This window comes from Bradyrhizobium sp. LB8.2 (genome assembly GCF_040548035.1).
Classification (GTDB): Bacteria; Pseudomonadota; Alphaproteobacteria; order Rhizobiales; family Xanthobacteraceae; genus Bradyrhizobium.
The window spans coordinates 1-15,254 of the sequence record NZ_JBEPQV010000008.1 but is presented as its reverse complement, the minus strand read 5'-3'; the positions used below and the strand labels follow the sequence as shown (position 1 = coordinate 15,254).

The following is a 15,254-nucleotide window of genomic DNA, read 5'->3' as shown; positions in this document are numbered from 1 at the left end:
CTGCAATTCGTCACGTTCAAGAAATGGCAAGCCAACAATGAAGTTTCCGACCGTTCAATTACATATCGCCGGCAGCTGGCGCGCCGCATCCGGCGGCGCGTCCGGGCCGGTTTCCAACCCGAGCACTGGCGAAGACATCGGCACGTTTCCGATTGCTGCGATCGCTGACTTAGATGAGGCGCTCGCCGCCGCCCAGCGTGGCTTTGAGAATTGGCGGGTCGTTTCGGCGCTCGAGCGCAGCAAGATCATGCGCAAAGCTGCCGAACTGTTACGCGCGCGGGCGACAGAAATCTCCGCCATCATGACGCTCGAGCAGGGAAAGCCTCGGACGGAGTCCATGATCGAGATTCTTGCCGGCGCCGACACCATCGACTGGTTTGCGGAGGAGGGCAGGCGGACCTACGGCCGCATCGTTCCCGCTCGTAGTAGCGGTGTTACGCAGATGGTCGTACGCGAACCTGTTGGCCCGGTTGCCGCATTCACACCCTGGAATTTCCCTATCAACCAGGCGGTTCGCAAACTTGCAGCCGCCCTTTGCACGGGTTGCTCCGTCATCCTGAAGGGACCTGAAGACACGCCGGCGTCTTGTGCGGAGCTTATCAGGGTTTTCCTAGACGCGGGCGTGCCTAGCGACGTTCTCAGCTACGTACTGGGCAAGCCGGCGGAAATATCGGCCTATCTTATCCCGCACGAGGTTATCCGCAAAATCTCGTTCACGGGCTCGACGCCGGTCGGCAAGGACCTTGCGAGCCTTGCCGGCAAGCACATGAAGCGGTTCACAATGGAGTTGGGTGGGCATGCGCCGGCAGTCGTTTTCAACGATGCAAATGTCGGCAAGGCTGTTGAAATTCTCTGCGCCAACAAATTCCGCAACGCGGGACAAGTGTGCGTTGCACCCACACGTTTCTTGATTCAAAACAAGGTTTACGAAGAGTTCGTTGAAAAGTTTACAGCCTGTGCCGAGGCGATCCGTGTGGGCGACGGCATGGAGCCTGAAACCCAGATGGGACCGCTTGTGCACGCGCGGCGCATCCCGGTAATGGAAAATCTGGTACGCGACGCCCAGACTAAAGGTGCCAGGCTGACCACGGGCGGCTCGCGCATCGGCAACCGCGGCGCCTTCTTTGAACCAACCGTTCTTGCCGAGGTTTCGGTTGACTGCACTGTGATGAACGACGAGCCGTTCGGTCCGATCGCCGCGATCCGGAGTTTCACGGACGAGGAAGAGGTTTGGGCCGAAGCCAACCGCATTGATTTCGGGCTCGCGTCCTATGCTTACACACAGTCGGCCGATGTGACGGAGCGGATCGGCTCCAGGATTCAGGCTGGCATGGTCGCTATCAATCATCACGGGTTGGGAATTCCCGAATTGCCATTCGGCGGCATAAAGGATTCTGGCTTCGGCAGTGAAGGGGGCTCGGAAGCGCTTGAAGGCTACCTCTACACGAAGGTGATTACGCAGGCGCGCATCTGACACCCAAGCTCCCGAAGCTATACAGCTATTTCGATAATATATGAATTCGCATTTTTATTTCTGAATAACGCGCCTGACGCGATTCGAACGAGTTACCGTTGCCTGCTGAGAGCAACGGCGCCTCTGCGTTGCCAGTCGTGAAATAATTCCTCGCCGACCACAAGTTTGGACCGAACATCACGCTCGATCACTGCCTAAATATGCGCATTCATGATTGCGCGTAGAGGCGGGCGGCGAGTGGGATTGTTGTGCACTAGGATTATTGTGCTGTGTGGCTTCTGAACAAAGCACTCTGCAATCGGCGACGATTTTCCAACGAAGTCGCTTCTGATGTCCTTCGTCAAGTGGTTTGAACGCGAGATGTCGTCTCCCGGCGATTTTCACCCGAGAGCACAGGAGTGATGATCGTGCAACGGTGGAGGCGAAGCCTGAAGACGTCGGTGATCAAGCTCTGATACGCGGGTTTAAATCGCAGTTCCGAGAGTTCGTCCGGGGCTGTCCGCTGTCTACGCGCGGGCGTCGATCGGCTGATCGGCCACAAAGCGACATCGCGAATTCCCCTGCCGTGGCTTCGCCCCCGCCGTTGCACGATATTCGTCGGGATCGTGGCGCGGTGCTGGCTCCTTGTCGGGCCTGTCGATGTGCTCACATCGCCGGCGTCGCGGGCGCGCCGACGGCGCGACTGACGGCCCAGATGAAGCCTGACAGTTCACGCGCAATCGCGGTCAGCACGAGGGTCGGCCGCTTGCCGCGCCGTGCCAATGCGCGGTAGCGCGCGGTCAGACGCGCCCGCGCCTTCCAGGCGATCTCCTGGACGGCGAGCGGTGTGGCTTCAACTTTGGCAAGCTTCTTCTTGCCGACGCGCGGGGGATGGCGGTAGCTCCAGGAGCACTCCACCAGAATACGCCTTGCCCGATGGTTGCCGGCCTTGGTGAAGCCACCGCGCCAGCCCCTTGTCACCGGTCGAACTTCGCCGGGCACCAGGCCAAGATAGGCCATCAATTGGCGCGGGGTGGTAAAGCGCGACAGGTCGCCGATCTCGGCGAGGAAAATCGTAGCTGAAATGAGATCGAGACCGCGTACGGCCATCAGTGCCGTCACCACCTCCGCAAGCGACCAGTCCGGCACTGCCGCGGCGATCGCCCGCTCGAGCCGGGTCACGCGCTCATTGGCTTGCCGCACCGCCAACAGCATCTCCTCGAAGGCGATACGCTGTTCGCGATGAGCGAGCCTCTGGCTCACCAGCCAGTTCATATGAGCCCTGGTCCAGGTTCGCTTGCCGGTAAAATGCCGGCCGAGCCGCAGCAGCGACAAAACCTGCTGGCGTTTGGATTTGAGGTCGTCGACCGCAGCCTCGCGCGCCCGCACCAGATCCCGCATCGCCTCGTGCCGCGCATCCGGAACCCAGACTGCGGTCAGTTCGCCCGCGCGCAACAGCTTGGCCAAGTTGAGCGCGTCGCGCCGATTGGTCTTCACCCGGTCGCCCGGCTTCTTCGGAATCAGCGATGGCGCCAGCCGCTGTCGAGTTGACGCTCGAGATCCGGAGGGATATCGAAGCCAGGTATGAGGAAGCAGACCGGCTGCGCCGTCGCTCGATCGAACGGGCCCAAATCGAAGCGGATCTCGCCCAGCGCCGCTTCATGATGGTCGACCCCAATAATCGTCTCGTCGCCGACACGCTCGAAGGTGAATGGAACGACAAGCTACGCGTGTTGGCCAAAGCCCGCGAAGATCGAGAGCGCGCTCGAGAGCAGGATCAACTCGTCCTCGATGAAGCCATCCGCGAGCGGCTGATCGCGATGACGGTAGATTTCAGTAAGCTTTGGGCAGATCCAGATACGCCGGATCGTGAACGCAAACGGCTGCTCGCCAACATCATTGAGGATGTCGATTCACGTCCGCTTCAAGGGCGGCAAAATCCAAACGCTCGCCATCATGAGCCCAAAATCATCCGCGCAACAGGTAAAGACGCCGCCCGGTATCGTCGAATTGGTCGACAAGCTCCTCGACAAACACATCGATTCTGAGATCGCCGAACTCCTCAACCAGCAAGGATATCGCCCAGGAGGATCAGCGCGGCGGGGCCGCCACCATGCCCGCTTCACGGCTTTGCGGGTCGCGTATCTCGTCCAGCGCTACCGCCTGCGCTCGCGCTATGACCGAGTGCGAGATCGCGGAATGCTGACAAAACGGGAAGCCGCTGCGCGCCTCAATATCCACGAAACGACCCTCGCCAGGTGGGCTGAACATGGACTCCTCACCAAGCATGCCTACAATGCGCACTATTACCTGTACGAGGCCTCGCATCGAATCTGCCGCGCAAGCAGTGCAGTCGATGGAATCGGCTTCGATCGAGCCGCCGCCCTCAAGACGGCCATGGTGCTAAAACCCTCAACTGAAGCTGAAGGAGATGTAGTATGAATGCACGTAGTTGGCGAACAGGCACAAACCCGTTCCATCCCAGAAGATCAGCTTGATCCGGTCCGCACGCTTGGCACGGAACACATAAACAGCACCCGAGAACGGATCGGCCTTTATGTGCTCGCGTACCAACATAGCGGGCCCTTCCATCCCCTTGCGGAAGTCGACTGGCTTGGTTGCCACCATCACCCGGACAGTGCCTGACGGGCCGATCACCGGCTTGCCTTCAGCGCATGGACGATGGCCGCAATCATCGCCACGTCCGCGCCTTGGCCGACCCGGATCGTGACGCCTTCGGCTTCGATCTCGATGCCCCCAACATCCGGCTTGGCCTTCCGTCGCGCTGTCTTGCGCTCACGGCCCGCAACCACGACTGGCGCCATGGGGTCTACCACCGCAGGTACAAACTGCGGATCGTTAGCCATCGGCGCCGGCTGCCGGCGCGCTTTCCGACGCCAAGTGAACACTTGTTGGGGGGTCAGCCCGTGTCGCCGGGCAATCTCGGAACTCCTCGACAATCCCGGCCTTGTCGTCCTTGGAGAACCAACGACGTCGTCCCGTCTCCGTGATCACTTCCAGCCGGCGCGCCGCTACATCCGACTTAAGCGTATGGTCAAACATAGACACAAGCCGATCCCTTCAAAGAGATCGTAAAACTCGCCTAGCCCCGAAAAGGTGCGAGCGGAACGACGCTTACGATGGATTGGACCGACCGACAGTTTAATAGCGCCACGATTGGCGGCGAGTTGCGATTTACAATCCGCAAATAACGCATTGGTTTCAGCAGGCTTAAAACCATGAAATTTCCGGTAAGGCGCAGGAATCGTAACATGAGCGTCAGCCTCTGAATCAGCCGGTGTTCCGTCTTTTATCGATAAGGGGAGGCAACGCTGCTGACTACCGGTTGACCACCGAAACCCCGTGAACAAACGGCGATAAAGGTGGCCTATCCTCAACGAACTTCATTGTTTTTGTTGATCTTTTCGACCGCTTCTTACGTTCGGGACGCAGGGGTCTCAGGTATCCGAAGCGTCCGTTCTTGAATTACGCCGTGAGCTTTCGAAATGCGATGACCGGCGTCGAGGGAAGCGTGAGGCCGAGAGCCGGGAAGTTTTCGCGGATTGTTTGAGCAACATAACTCGGGGCGAGGTGCGCGTAGTGCTTTTCCGTCATTCGCGTATCTGCATGGCCAAGTTGCCGCGCGATCACCGCCATGGGCACGCCAGCCATCGCGAGATAGGATGCGTGAGTATGTCGTAGGATGTGAAAATTCACCGCGGGAGTTATCCCAGCCAGATCACTTGCTTCATCAAGCGGTCGCTGTTGGTGAGAGGTCCCCCACGGCTTTCCATCGCCCCTCAAAAAGATATGCTCGCCAAAGACAACGTTTGTTATCCATTGCCGGAAGGCAATCTTTCCTTCTTCCGCCAGAACGACGTGCCGGTTTTTTCCTTTGCTTAACCTGACAGATAGCGTGCCGCTATCATCGTTGTAGTCTTCGCGCTTGAGGCGACCGAGTTCTGCATAGCGACATCCGGTATGCAAAGCCGCTTCGACTATTTTCCGAAAGTCGTGAGGACAAGCATCAACCAGGCGACGAATATCAGCCAGAGCGAGGTAACGAACGACCGCCTCGTCAACCTTCTTGAACGGCTTCACTTTCCGCCAAGCGGTATCGGACGATACGCGGTCGGCATAAAAAGCTCGGTTAAGCGCCGCCTTGAGGAACGTGAGAATGCGATTGGCGGTTGCCTTGCGAGCGCGGCGGGCGTCCTCGTCATCAGGAGTTTCTCGCGTGGCCGGCTTGTGGGCGCCGCGCCTAGTTCGCAAGCGCTTGGGGGCGGTTGCAATCTTGTTACGCCACCGAGTCAACTTTTCAGTCGTCAACTCATCGACGAGAAGCGGCGCCAGGTCGGGCAGAATCCAAGCATCGAAGACGTATTTTGCCCCCTTGACGGCAGCGGGCTTCTTTTCGGCGGCTATCTCCGACAGATAGTCGTTGACGGCATGCTCAACCTTGTACGGTCCGGTCCGAACAATTCCCGCCGCGACCAGGCGTCGCTGCTCCGCCCAAATTCGAGATTGATCCTGCGCCTGCCAAAAGTCGAAGACCGTGACGCCATCAGCGTCAATGGTGTCGTCGGCTGGACCAATCGCCTTCGTCTCATAGCCCTTTGTGCCTCGATAAAAACTTGCAACCCACGATCCCGAACTTGCGCCGCGGTAATAACCAAGACGCAGTCCCTTCGCGATCTTTGCAAAATAGGGCGTCCGACGCGCCGGTAACCGCGCACGAGCCGTACGGGTTTCAAGTGAAGAATGCCGCGCCGCGCGTGCCAACTGCCGTTCCCCATTTCTTCAAGTTTTCTTCAACAGGCGGTCGAAGATGGTCACGAACAGTACCAAACGGGTACGAACTAAGCAATTGAAATCAAAGGCTTATCCTTGTTCGCCGACGTTCGCCAAGGTGCGCGATGCAATTCTCTCAAGGCTGAAACAGGGGTTCGATTCCCCTAGGGAGCGCCAGCAAACTCAGGCACTTAGGTAGCCATCGGCCGAGTTCGTTGAATAATGGTTGAATAAGACGCTGGTGATCAGCGGCGAACGCTTGCGGAATTTGCTGCCGACATTCGCCAAATAGCCTCGGCGCGATGCCTCACTGTGGCTGGCGCATTCGCGAAAAATTTTCGCGTCGCTCCTTGATGTCCAGAAATATTCAAACCGCCGCTGACGTGCGCTGTCGTACGCGAGCGCCCTCGCCTGTTCGCATTGACGTTGCTCGTCGCACGATCAACTCTTGTCCCGTCGAGTTTCTGCGAATATGAGGTCCACGTGAGACACAATCGACGAGAGAAAACTGGCGGACGGCAGTCACAAGTCAGTCTATCCGCTCCGAATGCCACAGAACCGAGCACGATGCCATTCGCCCAGCGGCTCACCTGCACGATTGTCGATGCATGCGAAGTGACTGGCTTGGGACGCACGAAACTTTACGAGTTGATAGGAACTGGGCGTATCGTCACGACAACGATCGGACGTCGGCGACTAGTAGTGGTGCGCTCGCTTTTGGCGCTCATTGACACCAACATGTCGAACTAATGGACGCGCGATTTTAGGGAGCAACACCACTTTGAACGCGCATTTCCTCAGGCACTCATTTGATGACACGACCGTGCTCCCACCACCACATCAACAGCACGGCGCTCTTGCCAGAATTCGGCCGCATGGGTTTAGGCGCCACGGATTTCATTCGTCGCCTGATACGGAAGTTGACGTTAGATCGCATCCGGGTGCGGTTGAGGCGCGCCGTTTGGACTCACAACTTTGACATGACTCTCAAATCCTGTCGGCGACTCCACGCAGCATGGCACGCTCCTAGGCAGTTTGAGCGCGGATCAATTTTGGCGGATCATTGAGGAGATGCGGCAAGTACGCGCGCGCCAGACAGATTGTGAGCTGCTCGCCTCGCCGGCTTAGTAGATCTATCCAGTCGACCGGCATTGCGTTGAAGTTCGTAGGATACGAATGAGTTTCCTCCCGGCGAACCAAATCCGGGGGAGGGTTGGGCAATTGGCGATCGAGTTGCCCGAGATATGGAAAGATGAAATTTTTGATCAGTCCGAAACGCTGCGCGTCGTGAAGCCGATGAATCGACGCATTCTGGGCTCGGTCAAATAATGTGCTGAAAACGCTCAACATGCGCGCCGGAAGGAATTGGCTTGGCGGTTCTTGGCGTAAGCCATAGCCTGCAGAGCAGCAAATAATTGTATCGACGGAAACGATATTCAGGCTGACATCACGCGACCGGTCCGGCCAGAGACAGCCAAGGCCAAGATTGTCGTAGATCCCGCCATCGGTCAGGATGACGCGAGCTTGACTGATCGCGCCGTCTCTGTTGAACGCAAAAGTTTCATCTAGGGCCGGGAGAAACAAGGGATAGGCCGCCGATGCGGCGACCGCGTGCGCAACCGAAACTTGGTTATTGCGCACCGTGCCCCAGCGCCAGCTCCCCGATTCAATAGTTCCAAATCGGAAAGCCGAACCCGTCCTCAGCTCAGAAGCATTGATCACCAAATGAGGTTGGGCAGGAAGGTCGCTCAACGCTGCTCCATCAAAGAGAACGTCATCGAGCACCGCTTCGAGAAGGTTGGTTCGGCTTACAAAGCGATGAAGCGGCGATCTGATGTCAAATCGCTCGAACTTCTTTCTAAGCGACTGGAGAGCTAATAGGCGGCAGGCGGCAACGGCAATACGGACGAGCAAAGTGCCAAGTGCCACGGCACCGATTAGCAGCGACGCCGCCATAAGTTTGAACCCAAGCGGGCTCAACAGCTTACGGCACATGCGCTTTACGAGACCTTCCGCTAGAAGGTTTCGGATTTTCATCTCAAAGGAAGGGAAATCGCCGCGGTGCGCATGAAAATAAGCACCAATAACGCTGCCACCCGACACCGTCGACACGATGGCAATCTGGTCCAGTAGCCCTAAATTATCGAGCGCGCGCAAGCATCCAAGGTGGAATGCTATCGCGCGCGAGCCGCCGCCCGAGAGAGCTAGCCCGATCTTTGGTTTCGTCGCGTCTTCCATACCCACCTGGTCAGGCAACGTCGGCTTGAGCGCCCATGGGCCGGATCAACGTCGTCGTGATCTCCGTTTGGCCGGGCTGTGTGAGCAGCGAGACCCCACCTTCCATGTGGGTTGAAAAGACGTGCTTGGCCACTCGCGCGTACACCTGCAATGCTTGAGAGTGCGGATGTCCATACTGGCTCTCCACGCCCGCGCTGATCAGAATAGTATGGGGGGCGATGTCGAGCAGCGACTTAGGATGGGTTGCGTTCCTCGATCCATGGTGGGGCGCCGCAAGAACGTGAGATTTCAGGGCGCTGCCAAAAAGCCTGCTGATAGTGTCCCATCGCGGGTTCTCGGTATCGCCCGTAATCAGGTAGGAAAATCCACCCGATCCTCTGCCAGTCAACTTGAGCACGATGCTGCAGTTGTTGGACGAATCCATGTCCTCGGTGTGCGGCGAGAACAGCTCGAAATCGAATTTGTCCGAGAGACCGGTAAGAGTGCGGCTCGCAAGCCGATCAAGCCGAACCCCGATGCGGGTGAGGGGATTGTTCGTATCCCGCCGGGCCTTCACCTCACTCGCGATGAGGGCAAACACCCGTTTGGCCTCGGCTGTATCCTTGTAATAACTGGGGTACATAATCCAGTCAGGTCGATACTTGCGCAGCACGATCGACGCGCCGACAATCTCGCTGTGGTCGCTGTCAAATCCCGTCAGGATCAAACCTCTGACACGATGATTTTTGAGCGCCAGAGCCATCATTTGCTTGACGGAGGCCACGGTGTCGTCCCCCGATGCCGGGACCTGGCAATCAACAATGATGGCCTCCCCTTGATGGCGCACAATTGCAAGGGCGCCTTGGCCGACATTCACCGTAACGATGTTCATCCCTTGCCCCCGCGGCCCTGATAAAGTGACTGATTTAGGTCACGCTCCAAATTAATGACGGCGTGTCGTGCGGACGGAAATTTGCGAGCCCGATATTTCGCCAGCGTCTCTGCCAACATCGGATTCTTACAGGAGCTGACGATGGAATAGGATCTCGTCGCATCTTCGGGATCTTCGACGGCCACGATATCGGCCCGCGAACCATCCACCAGCGGCAACGAGCCTTTCCAATAGGGTGCGTTCATCTCCTTGGCGAGAAGTACCTTCATCCCCGGGTAGAAGTCTGAAAAGAAATCCTGGTCTTTGACCCGTTCAGGGTTGGCCGCTGTCTGTGGTGCGTTCGATCGCTCCCTCACGGGTGCGGCGTGGTTGGCGGGCCGCAACAGCGGCACGTCGACGAGCTGAACGTCGCTATGGGGCACTTCATAGAAATTTTCGTCGCCGCGACGGAAGATGAAGTGCTTCACTGTGTAGCGGGGATGGCTGCGGTTCTTTTTGACGACCAGCAGCGCATAGAAGAAGTCGGTATTGTGCTTGTCATGATTGACGACCCGATTGTAGGTCGCCTTGTCGCCGCCGCTCAATGTTTGCAAGCCGTTGACGTGATGCGTGTGCCAATTGCCAAGATGCTCGACATCGGGGTGCGCGGCCTCGATCTCCCGGAACAACTTTTCCTGATAGTCGCCGTCCTGCATGAAAAACGTTGGCGTACGTTGTGCGTTCGGACCTGGCTCCAGGACTCCCTTGACCTCAATATCAAGATGGTTCTTGTTTTGACGGTAGGTACCGAGCAGACGACCGCCGGTTTCGTCAGCGTCGCACCGATCGCATTCGTCAAAAATCGAGTCCAGGACGCCGCGCGCGATAGAGATCGCAATCGTTGACTTCTTCGACTTAAACAGCATGGGGGACACTCCCTGAAGCACAGACCGCGCACTGCTCCTGCTGGCTCAGCGAGATACGCTGCAGTTGAAAGTGCTTGTTGAATGGATGAACAGGTCGATTGCCCCAGATGAGATAATTCTCATCGATGGGGTCGAGAAATTTCGGACGTTCAGGAACACGCCGAGCAATAGCGTCCAGCGCGTAGCGCGTATGAAATGCAGTGATGAAGGTGATATCGACCGTCAGTCCAGGCGAGTCTTTAATTTCGGCGATTTCCATCCCGTAGACTTTTTCGCGCTCTTCTTCACTGACGAGCTCGATTTCTTTGATCCCCTTTCGGAAGGGTGTGCGCTGCAGGGCCGCTTCAAGACATGCGAGGCAAGGACCACCCGGACGATAGGCGAAGACTTCACCTCCGATGCCGCGCGTGAACACCTTGCCGACCACGAATGGGACCCGGCGTTGAACGCACATCTCGTTGATAGTGTAGCGCGATGGCTCATTGTCCGTGGCAAGTACCACGACGTCCGAACTCGCAATCGCGTCGCCCAAGCCGGCGTACGTCATGATGTCGGCGTCGACCTTGGTGATTGCTGCCTTGGGGTTGCGATCGAGGAGGACGTCCGCAACGGCATCAACCTTCTTTTGCCCGATATAGCGGCGACCGCAGACATGCCGAATGACGTTCTCGGGCCCGACGATATCATTGTCGATCAGGGTAAAGTTTCGGACCCCTGACATGACAAGCTGCAGAGCAACATTGGCGCCTCCCGAACCGCAGCCGGCAACCAACACTTTGACGTCCGCGAAACTCGCGATGTCGAAAAGCGCTTCAATCCTCTCGAAAGTGCGATCAGTCATAACGCTTCGTTCCTTCCAGGCCGCTCACTCGTCGTTGCTGTCCTCTAGTGCTGCAATTCGGCGCCAGGCCAGACGCCTCCGTTGTTGAGCCACACTTCGTATTTGTTCAACCATTTCGCCGCTCGGCCGATGACAAAGGTCAGATGGTGCGCGCCGGGATTCCACATTGCATGGTGCATGTAGCAAATGTTTCCATCCGTATAGCGATGGGGCGCGTAGCTAATGACCGGTGCGTCGATGTAGACGCGTGGCATTGCATTCGGATAGCTATCGGGAAATCGGATCGACGATACGTATTGCTTTTTATTGGTCGTCTGTAGTGCGACCCGCACGTACGGCGTCCCATCTGCCGCCGAGCGTAGCTCGAGCAGCGCGAAGGTTCGCTCGGCTTCGGCAAATTCCCGGTAGATCCGCGTCTTGTCCATCTCGATCCTCAATATTCCCCGCCGAGGTCTTCCTTCATGGTGAGGGGCTTTTTGTTGCCGATGTCGCCTGCCGTCGCCGTGCCGACGCGCCGGATCTCGCCGTTCGGCAAGATCTGCATGGGAATGTCTTCCTCACTGTTGAGGAGACGCTCCAACTCGTCGATCTTCGAAGATGTGCTCATTCTTCAAGTTTCCTCGTTCGATCCGCTTATTCTCGTCCAGTCTCGTTCAATTAATCCAGTTAATCAGGTTGTAAAAAATTTTACCCTATTCGCTGGTACACATACTCAACCCCGCCGGACTCAGCAGCCGCTTCACGTCGAAGAAGGAATCCCTGCTCCCAAAGCTGCTTAAACTTCGAGCTCGCGTTGGCAATCGAGAGCCCGCGGGTCTGAGCGAATTCGGCGGCCCGGCACTCACTCCTCCCCATCGCGAAGCCAAACGCCTCGCGCGTTCCTTCGGTTGGCGTGGCTCCAATCAAGTCGGCCGACTTCCCGTGCCAAACCAGAATAGGCTGCTCCTTCTTCTCCGCTGCAGCATCCAAATTCTCGATCAGGTCGCGGTCGGTCAGATCAATGAGGCAAAAGCCCTTCCTTCCACGAAACCGTCGGGCAAGCTCAATAATCGTCTCCGACGAAAATGAGATGTCCAGCCGGCTTACGCCCCGCATCGAAACCCTGAAAATCAACACTCCCGGGGTATCTTCGACTGCCTTGAGCAAACGCTGATACACTTCGCGGCCTTGGCCGCGCCCCCAGCCTTCCGCTTTGTCCATGACGCCGCGTAGCTCAAGCACCCGTGGTTCCTCGTTCATTGGCTTCATTTAACCAGATTTTGCCGTACGGTCAAGCCCCGAGACCGAAAGCAAAGGCGATGTGGGTGCCCCACATCAGCGGCAGTCCGTCATAGCAGTGAGCTGTATTCGGCAGGTACGTTCCCTGGGCCGGCGTCAGAAGCACGCGTTGTCGCGGCAGCCGTACATCAAGGTTTGCACTGAACTTGATCGCCTTTCCCGCGCAGCCTTTCAAGCCGCAACCTCGGTCGGTTCCGTGACGCGAAACGCCTTGCCGAAATATCTCGACGAGCAAGTCCATATCGGATAGCTCGGAAAGTCGAGGAAACTCGGTCCTGAGGGAAGGGCGCAACGTATTCATAATGCCGAGGCCGCTGTCCGACACTGCTACCGACAAACGATTCCCTGCTGAATATACTTGAAGTGCCGCATACCCATCCAGTTGGGTGTCGCTGTGAGCAAAAATGTTGTCGATAAGCTCGGCGAAGATAGTCCATGCCGCTCCTTCGAGCGCGGACGAATCCTCCCGATCGCGGCACGACACCATAAGCGCGTTCGTCAATCGGGTCGGCAGATCGTTGTCGCGTTCATCCTTGTTGATTCGGGCGATTTCGACGAGCGCTTTATTGCCACCCCGATGTATCTGAGCTGCCGAGTAATCTGGCCAGGCGGGGATGACCTCCACCTGGTCGGAGAGATGGTCAAAAAAGCCCATCCGATTGAGGTAGCCCATCGTGCCCGCTTCGCCTTCTTCGAAGTTCAGACAGACACGCCGCGTCGTCGAGGCGAGTTGATGGGCAAGCGACAGCAACCGTATCGCGGCGTCGACCATAATCTTGCAGCCGACGGGAAAATCAAAGACGACACTGTACGTTCCTGGCTCGTGAGGTCCGCTCGAATGGCGCAATGCACCTTCAAATGAAGAGATATTAATCCAACGTGCCGGAAAACTCACAACGCATTGCACCGCGGGCCTCGTCGATTCGCTAAAAGCTAACAATCATAACGGGAACAATTGTTTTATTAAACCTGCGAAGCCTTGCCGTACCCGGCGGCTTTTGGATCATGTTGTCTATGAGGAGCCCCGATCCGGCAAGATAAACTACCTAGCCAGAGAATAAAATAAACTCCATTAGTTTCAAACAGATAGGAGAGTAAAAGATACATATCATTGCGCAATATCTTGACATTTGCAAGGTTTTGTATCATATAGGTTCCATGAGAAAGGAACCGCAGCGCCAAGAGGATAGGGCGATCTCGCTTCTCCAGAAGCGGGGAATGATGCGGCTTTCCGAATTCCTCGAGGAAGGAATCACGGCCGCAACCATTTCCAGAATGGAGCAAAAGGCTGCGGTCAATCAACTCAGTCGCGGCCTTTACCAGCTCCCTGATGCCCTGCTGGATGGCAACCACTCACTCGCCGTTGCCGCGAAACTCATTCCCAACGGCGTCATCTGCTACGACTCCGCGCTCGCCTTTCATGAACTGACAGACCGTATCCCTCCCTATGTGTGGATGGCGATTGGCCCGCGCGACTGGCGACCCAAGATCACGAACCCCCGTATTGAGATCGCGCGAATTGGTCCCAAGGAGTTCGACAAGGGCATTGAGCGTCACCCCATCGAAGGGGTCTCAGTACCGATCTATGTGCCGGCCAAGACGATCGTTGATCTCTTCAAGAGCGGCCAACGTCAGAAGGCTTTCTACAACGCGCCCGCAGGTCTCGCACATGCCACGCAAGCGATGAAAGACGCGCTCAGGCTACGCAAGGCGACACCGTCCGAAATCGCAAAGTACGCAGTCGAGGCCGGCATATGGGAAAAAGTCGTTCAGCCGCGCCTTGAGACGCTGACTGTCAATGCGTAAGCCGCTGAAGAATGTCGCGGCTTCGGTCCGCGCCCGTCTGCTCAACCTTGCGAAAGAGCGGAACGAGCCGTTCGATCTCCTGCTCACGCAGTATGCGCTTGAAAGATTGCTCTACCGGCTCAGCATCAGCAAGTACAAGGACAAGTTCGTCCTCAAAGGCGCGATACTGCTGCGCCAATGGCTCGACGACCCGCACCGGCCGACCCGGGATCTTGATCTGCTTGGATTTGGCGAGAGCGATCCGCAGCTTACCCTCGGCTTTTTCAGGGAAATTGGTTCCATCCAAGCCGACGATGGCGTGACGTTCGATATCGGCACACTCGAGGTTGACACGATTCGCGACGATTCAGGATATAGCGGGCTCCGCCTCAAATGCTACGCGACGATTGATGGGGCTCGCGTGCGTATCGTCGTCGATATCGGATATGGCGACGCGACCGAGCCTGGACTCAATGAAATCGAACTTCTGCCGTTGCTCGATCAACCGGCTCCCAAGCTGCGAGCCTATCCGCCGGAGACGGTCATCGCGGAGAAATTCCAGGCGATGGTCCATCTTGGCCTCGCCAATACGCGTTTGAAAGACTTTTACGATATCTGGGTGCTGGCTCGCACCTATGAATTCAAGGGTGACCGGCTCGCTCGCGCAATACGCGCTACGTTCGACCGCAGGAAGACACAAATTCCAACTGAGCGGCCAGACGCACTCAGCGAGACTTTCGCGAACGACCCGACCAAGATCCAGCAATGGACAGCTTTCATCCAGGACGTCGCGATCGATCCGGGTGCTATAAAGGGCGTCGTCGAGAGGCTCGCTGCGTTCCTGATGCCACACGCGGAAGCAGCACGGAAACTCCAAGGCTAGGATTTGCCATGGTCGGAAAGACCAGAACCGTCGGCATGAATGGGAAGCCTCTTAAGTCCGCTCTCCATCACTGGTGGCCACGCGGTCTGTCCGAACTCTGGAAAGACAAAGACGGCACTGGACTGCACCCCTGGAATGAGACACGGTAATTGCGGTGACAGGCTCATTTCGAGGATGACCTGTGGCAGCAAGAGGAAAGAACCGTCGGT

General features: G+C 57.2%; 17 protein-coding genes and 1 pseudogene. 5 read left to right on the top strand and 13 right to left on the bottom strand.

All coding sequences use genetic code 11. The features are described 5' to 3' along the window. Positions 1-37 precede the first annotated feature (37 nt). Positions 38-1,474, top strand: a complete 1,437-nt coding sequence (locus ABIB06_RS12215; protein WP_354047297.1) for an NAD-dependent succinate-semialdehyde dehydrogenase — start codon at positions 38-40, stop codon at positions 1,472-1,474. A gap of 645 nt (positions 1,475-2,119) precedes the next feature. Here ABIB06_RS12215 and ABIB06_RS12210 read toward each other — a convergent pair. Next, positions 2,120-2,989, bottom strand: a pseudogene (locus tag ABIB06_RS12210) (IS110 family RNA-guided transposase); the annotation flags it as partial. Between ABIB06_RS12210 and ABIB06_RS12205 the strand changes: the two are divergent. Further along, the gene (locus ABIB06_RS12205) at positions 2,980-3,501 is read left to right on the top strand and encodes a transposase (RefSeq protein ID WP_354047299.1); all 522 of its coding nucleotides are present in this window, start codon (positions 2,980-2,982) and stop codon (positions 3,499-3,501) included. The pseudogene ABIB06_RS12210 and the gene ABIB06_RS12205 sit on opposite strands and share 10 nt — an antisense overlap. Next, positions 3,464-3,895 carry a hypothetical protein gene (locus ABIB06_RS12200; RefSeq protein ID WP_354125593.1) on the top strand — a complete coding sequence of 144 codons (432 nt, stop codon included), beginning with the start codon at positions 3,464-3,466 and terminating at the stop codon, positions 3,893-3,895. The genes ABIB06_RS12205 and ABIB06_RS12200 overlap by 38 nt, the downstream gene beginning before the upstream one ends. Here ABIB06_RS12200 and tnpB read toward each other — a convergent pair. From tnpB to ABIB06_RS12140, 11 genes are all read right to left on the bottom strand, one after another. Continuing rightward, complete coding sequence (gene tnpB, locus ABIB06_RS12195) at positions 3,866-4,111, bottom strand: IS66 family insertion sequence element accessory protein TnpB (RefSeq protein WP_354047301.1); 246 nt, start codon at positions 4,109-4,111, stop codon at positions 3,866-3,868. The genes ABIB06_RS12200 and tnpB overlap by 30 nt on opposite strands. Continuing rightward, complete coding sequence (locus ABIB06_RS12190; protein WP_354047349.1) at positions 4,108-4,278, bottom strand: hypothetical protein; 171 nt, start codon at positions 4,276-4,278, stop codon at positions 4,108-4,110. The genes tnpB and ABIB06_RS12190 overlap by 4 nt, the downstream gene beginning before the upstream one ends. A gap of 661 nt (positions 4,279-4,939) precedes the next feature. Next, positions 4,940-6,235, bottom strand: coding sequence for a tyrosine-type recombinase/integrase (locus ABIB06_RS12180; RefSeq protein ID WP_354047303.1), 1,296 nt, complete (start codon positions 6,233-6,235; stop codon positions 4,940-4,942). 1,035 nt (positions 6,236-7,270) lie between these two features. Beyond that, a complete protein-coding gene (locus ABIB06_RS12175) occupies positions 7,271-8,482 on the bottom strand; it encodes a patatin-like phospholipase family protein (RefSeq protein ID WP_354047305.1) in 1,212 nt (403 codons plus the stop codon). A gap of 10 nt (positions 8,483-8,492) precedes the next feature. Further along, positions 8,493-9,353 carry a ComEC/Rec2 family competence protein gene (locus ABIB06_RS12170; RefSeq protein WP_354047307.1) on the bottom strand — a complete coding sequence of 287 codons (861 nt, stop codon included), beginning with the start codon at positions 9,351-9,353 and terminating at the stop codon, positions 8,493-8,495. Continuing rightward, entirely contained in the window at positions 9,350-10,258 is a 909-nt protein-coding gene (locus ABIB06_RS12165; protein WP_354068737.1) for a hypothetical protein, read from the bottom strand. The genes ABIB06_RS12170 and ABIB06_RS12165 overlap by 4 nt, the downstream gene beginning before the upstream one ends. Then, entirely contained in the window at positions 10,248-11,099 is an 852-nt protein-coding gene (locus ABIB06_RS12160) for a HesA/MoeB/ThiF family protein (protein ID WP_354047311.1), read from the bottom strand. The genes ABIB06_RS12165 and ABIB06_RS12160 overlap by 11 nt, the downstream gene beginning before the upstream one ends. Positions 11,100-11,143: 44 nt before the next feature. After that, positions 11,144-11,524, bottom strand: coding sequence for a ubiquitin-conjugating enzyme E2 variant (locus ABIB06_RS12155; RefSeq protein ID WP_354047313.1), 381 nt, complete (start codon positions 11,522-11,524; stop codon positions 11,144-11,146). 8 nt (positions 11,525-11,532) lie between these two features. Continuing rightward, positions 11,533-11,706 (bottom strand): hypothetical protein, encoded by a 174-nt coding sequence (locus tag ABIB06_RS12150; protein ID WP_354047315.1) that lies wholly within the window; start codon positions 11,704-11,706, stop codon positions 11,533-11,535. An 80-nt stretch (positions 11,707-11,786) separates the two neighbouring features. Continuing rightward, a complete protein-coding gene (locus ABIB06_RS12145) occupies positions 11,787-12,347 on the bottom strand; it encodes a hypothetical protein (RefSeq protein ID WP_354047317.1) in 561 nt (186 codons plus the stop codon). A 22-nt stretch (positions 12,348-12,369) separates the two neighbouring features. Then, the gene (locus ABIB06_RS12140) at positions 12,370-13,272 is read right to left on the bottom strand and encodes a hypothetical protein (RefSeq protein WP_354068733.1); all 903 of its coding nucleotides are present in this window, start codon (positions 13,270-13,272) and stop codon (positions 12,370-12,372) included. Positions 13,273-13,595: 323 nt separating this feature from the next. Between ABIB06_RS12140 and ABIB06_RS12135 the strand changes: the two genes are divergently transcribed. Both ABIB06_RS12135 and ABIB06_RS12130 read left to right on the top strand, forming a co-directional pair. Beyond that, on the top strand, positions 13,596-14,183 hold the full coding sequence (locus ABIB06_RS12135; protein WP_354047320.1) for a type IV toxin-antitoxin system AbiEi family antitoxin domain-containing protein: 588 nt from the start codon (positions 13,596-13,598) through the stop codon (positions 14,181-14,183). Beyond that, on the top strand, positions 14,176-15,045 hold the full coding sequence (locus tag ABIB06_RS12130) for a nucleotidyl transferase AbiEii/AbiGii toxin family protein (RefSeq protein ID WP_354047321.1): 870 nt from the start codon (positions 14,176-14,178) through the stop codon (positions 15,043-15,045). Before ABIB06_RS12135 ends, ABIB06_RS12130 begins: the two co-directional genes overlap by 8 nt. Here ABIB06_RS12130 and ABIB06_RS12125 read toward each other — a convergent pair. Then, the coding region (locus ABIB06_RS12125) for a hypothetical protein (RefSeq protein WP_354047323.1) at positions 15,042-15,254 on the bottom strand (213 nt) is incomplete at its 5' end. The two genes, ABIB06_RS12130 and ABIB06_RS12125, sit on opposite strands and share 4 nt — an antisense overlap.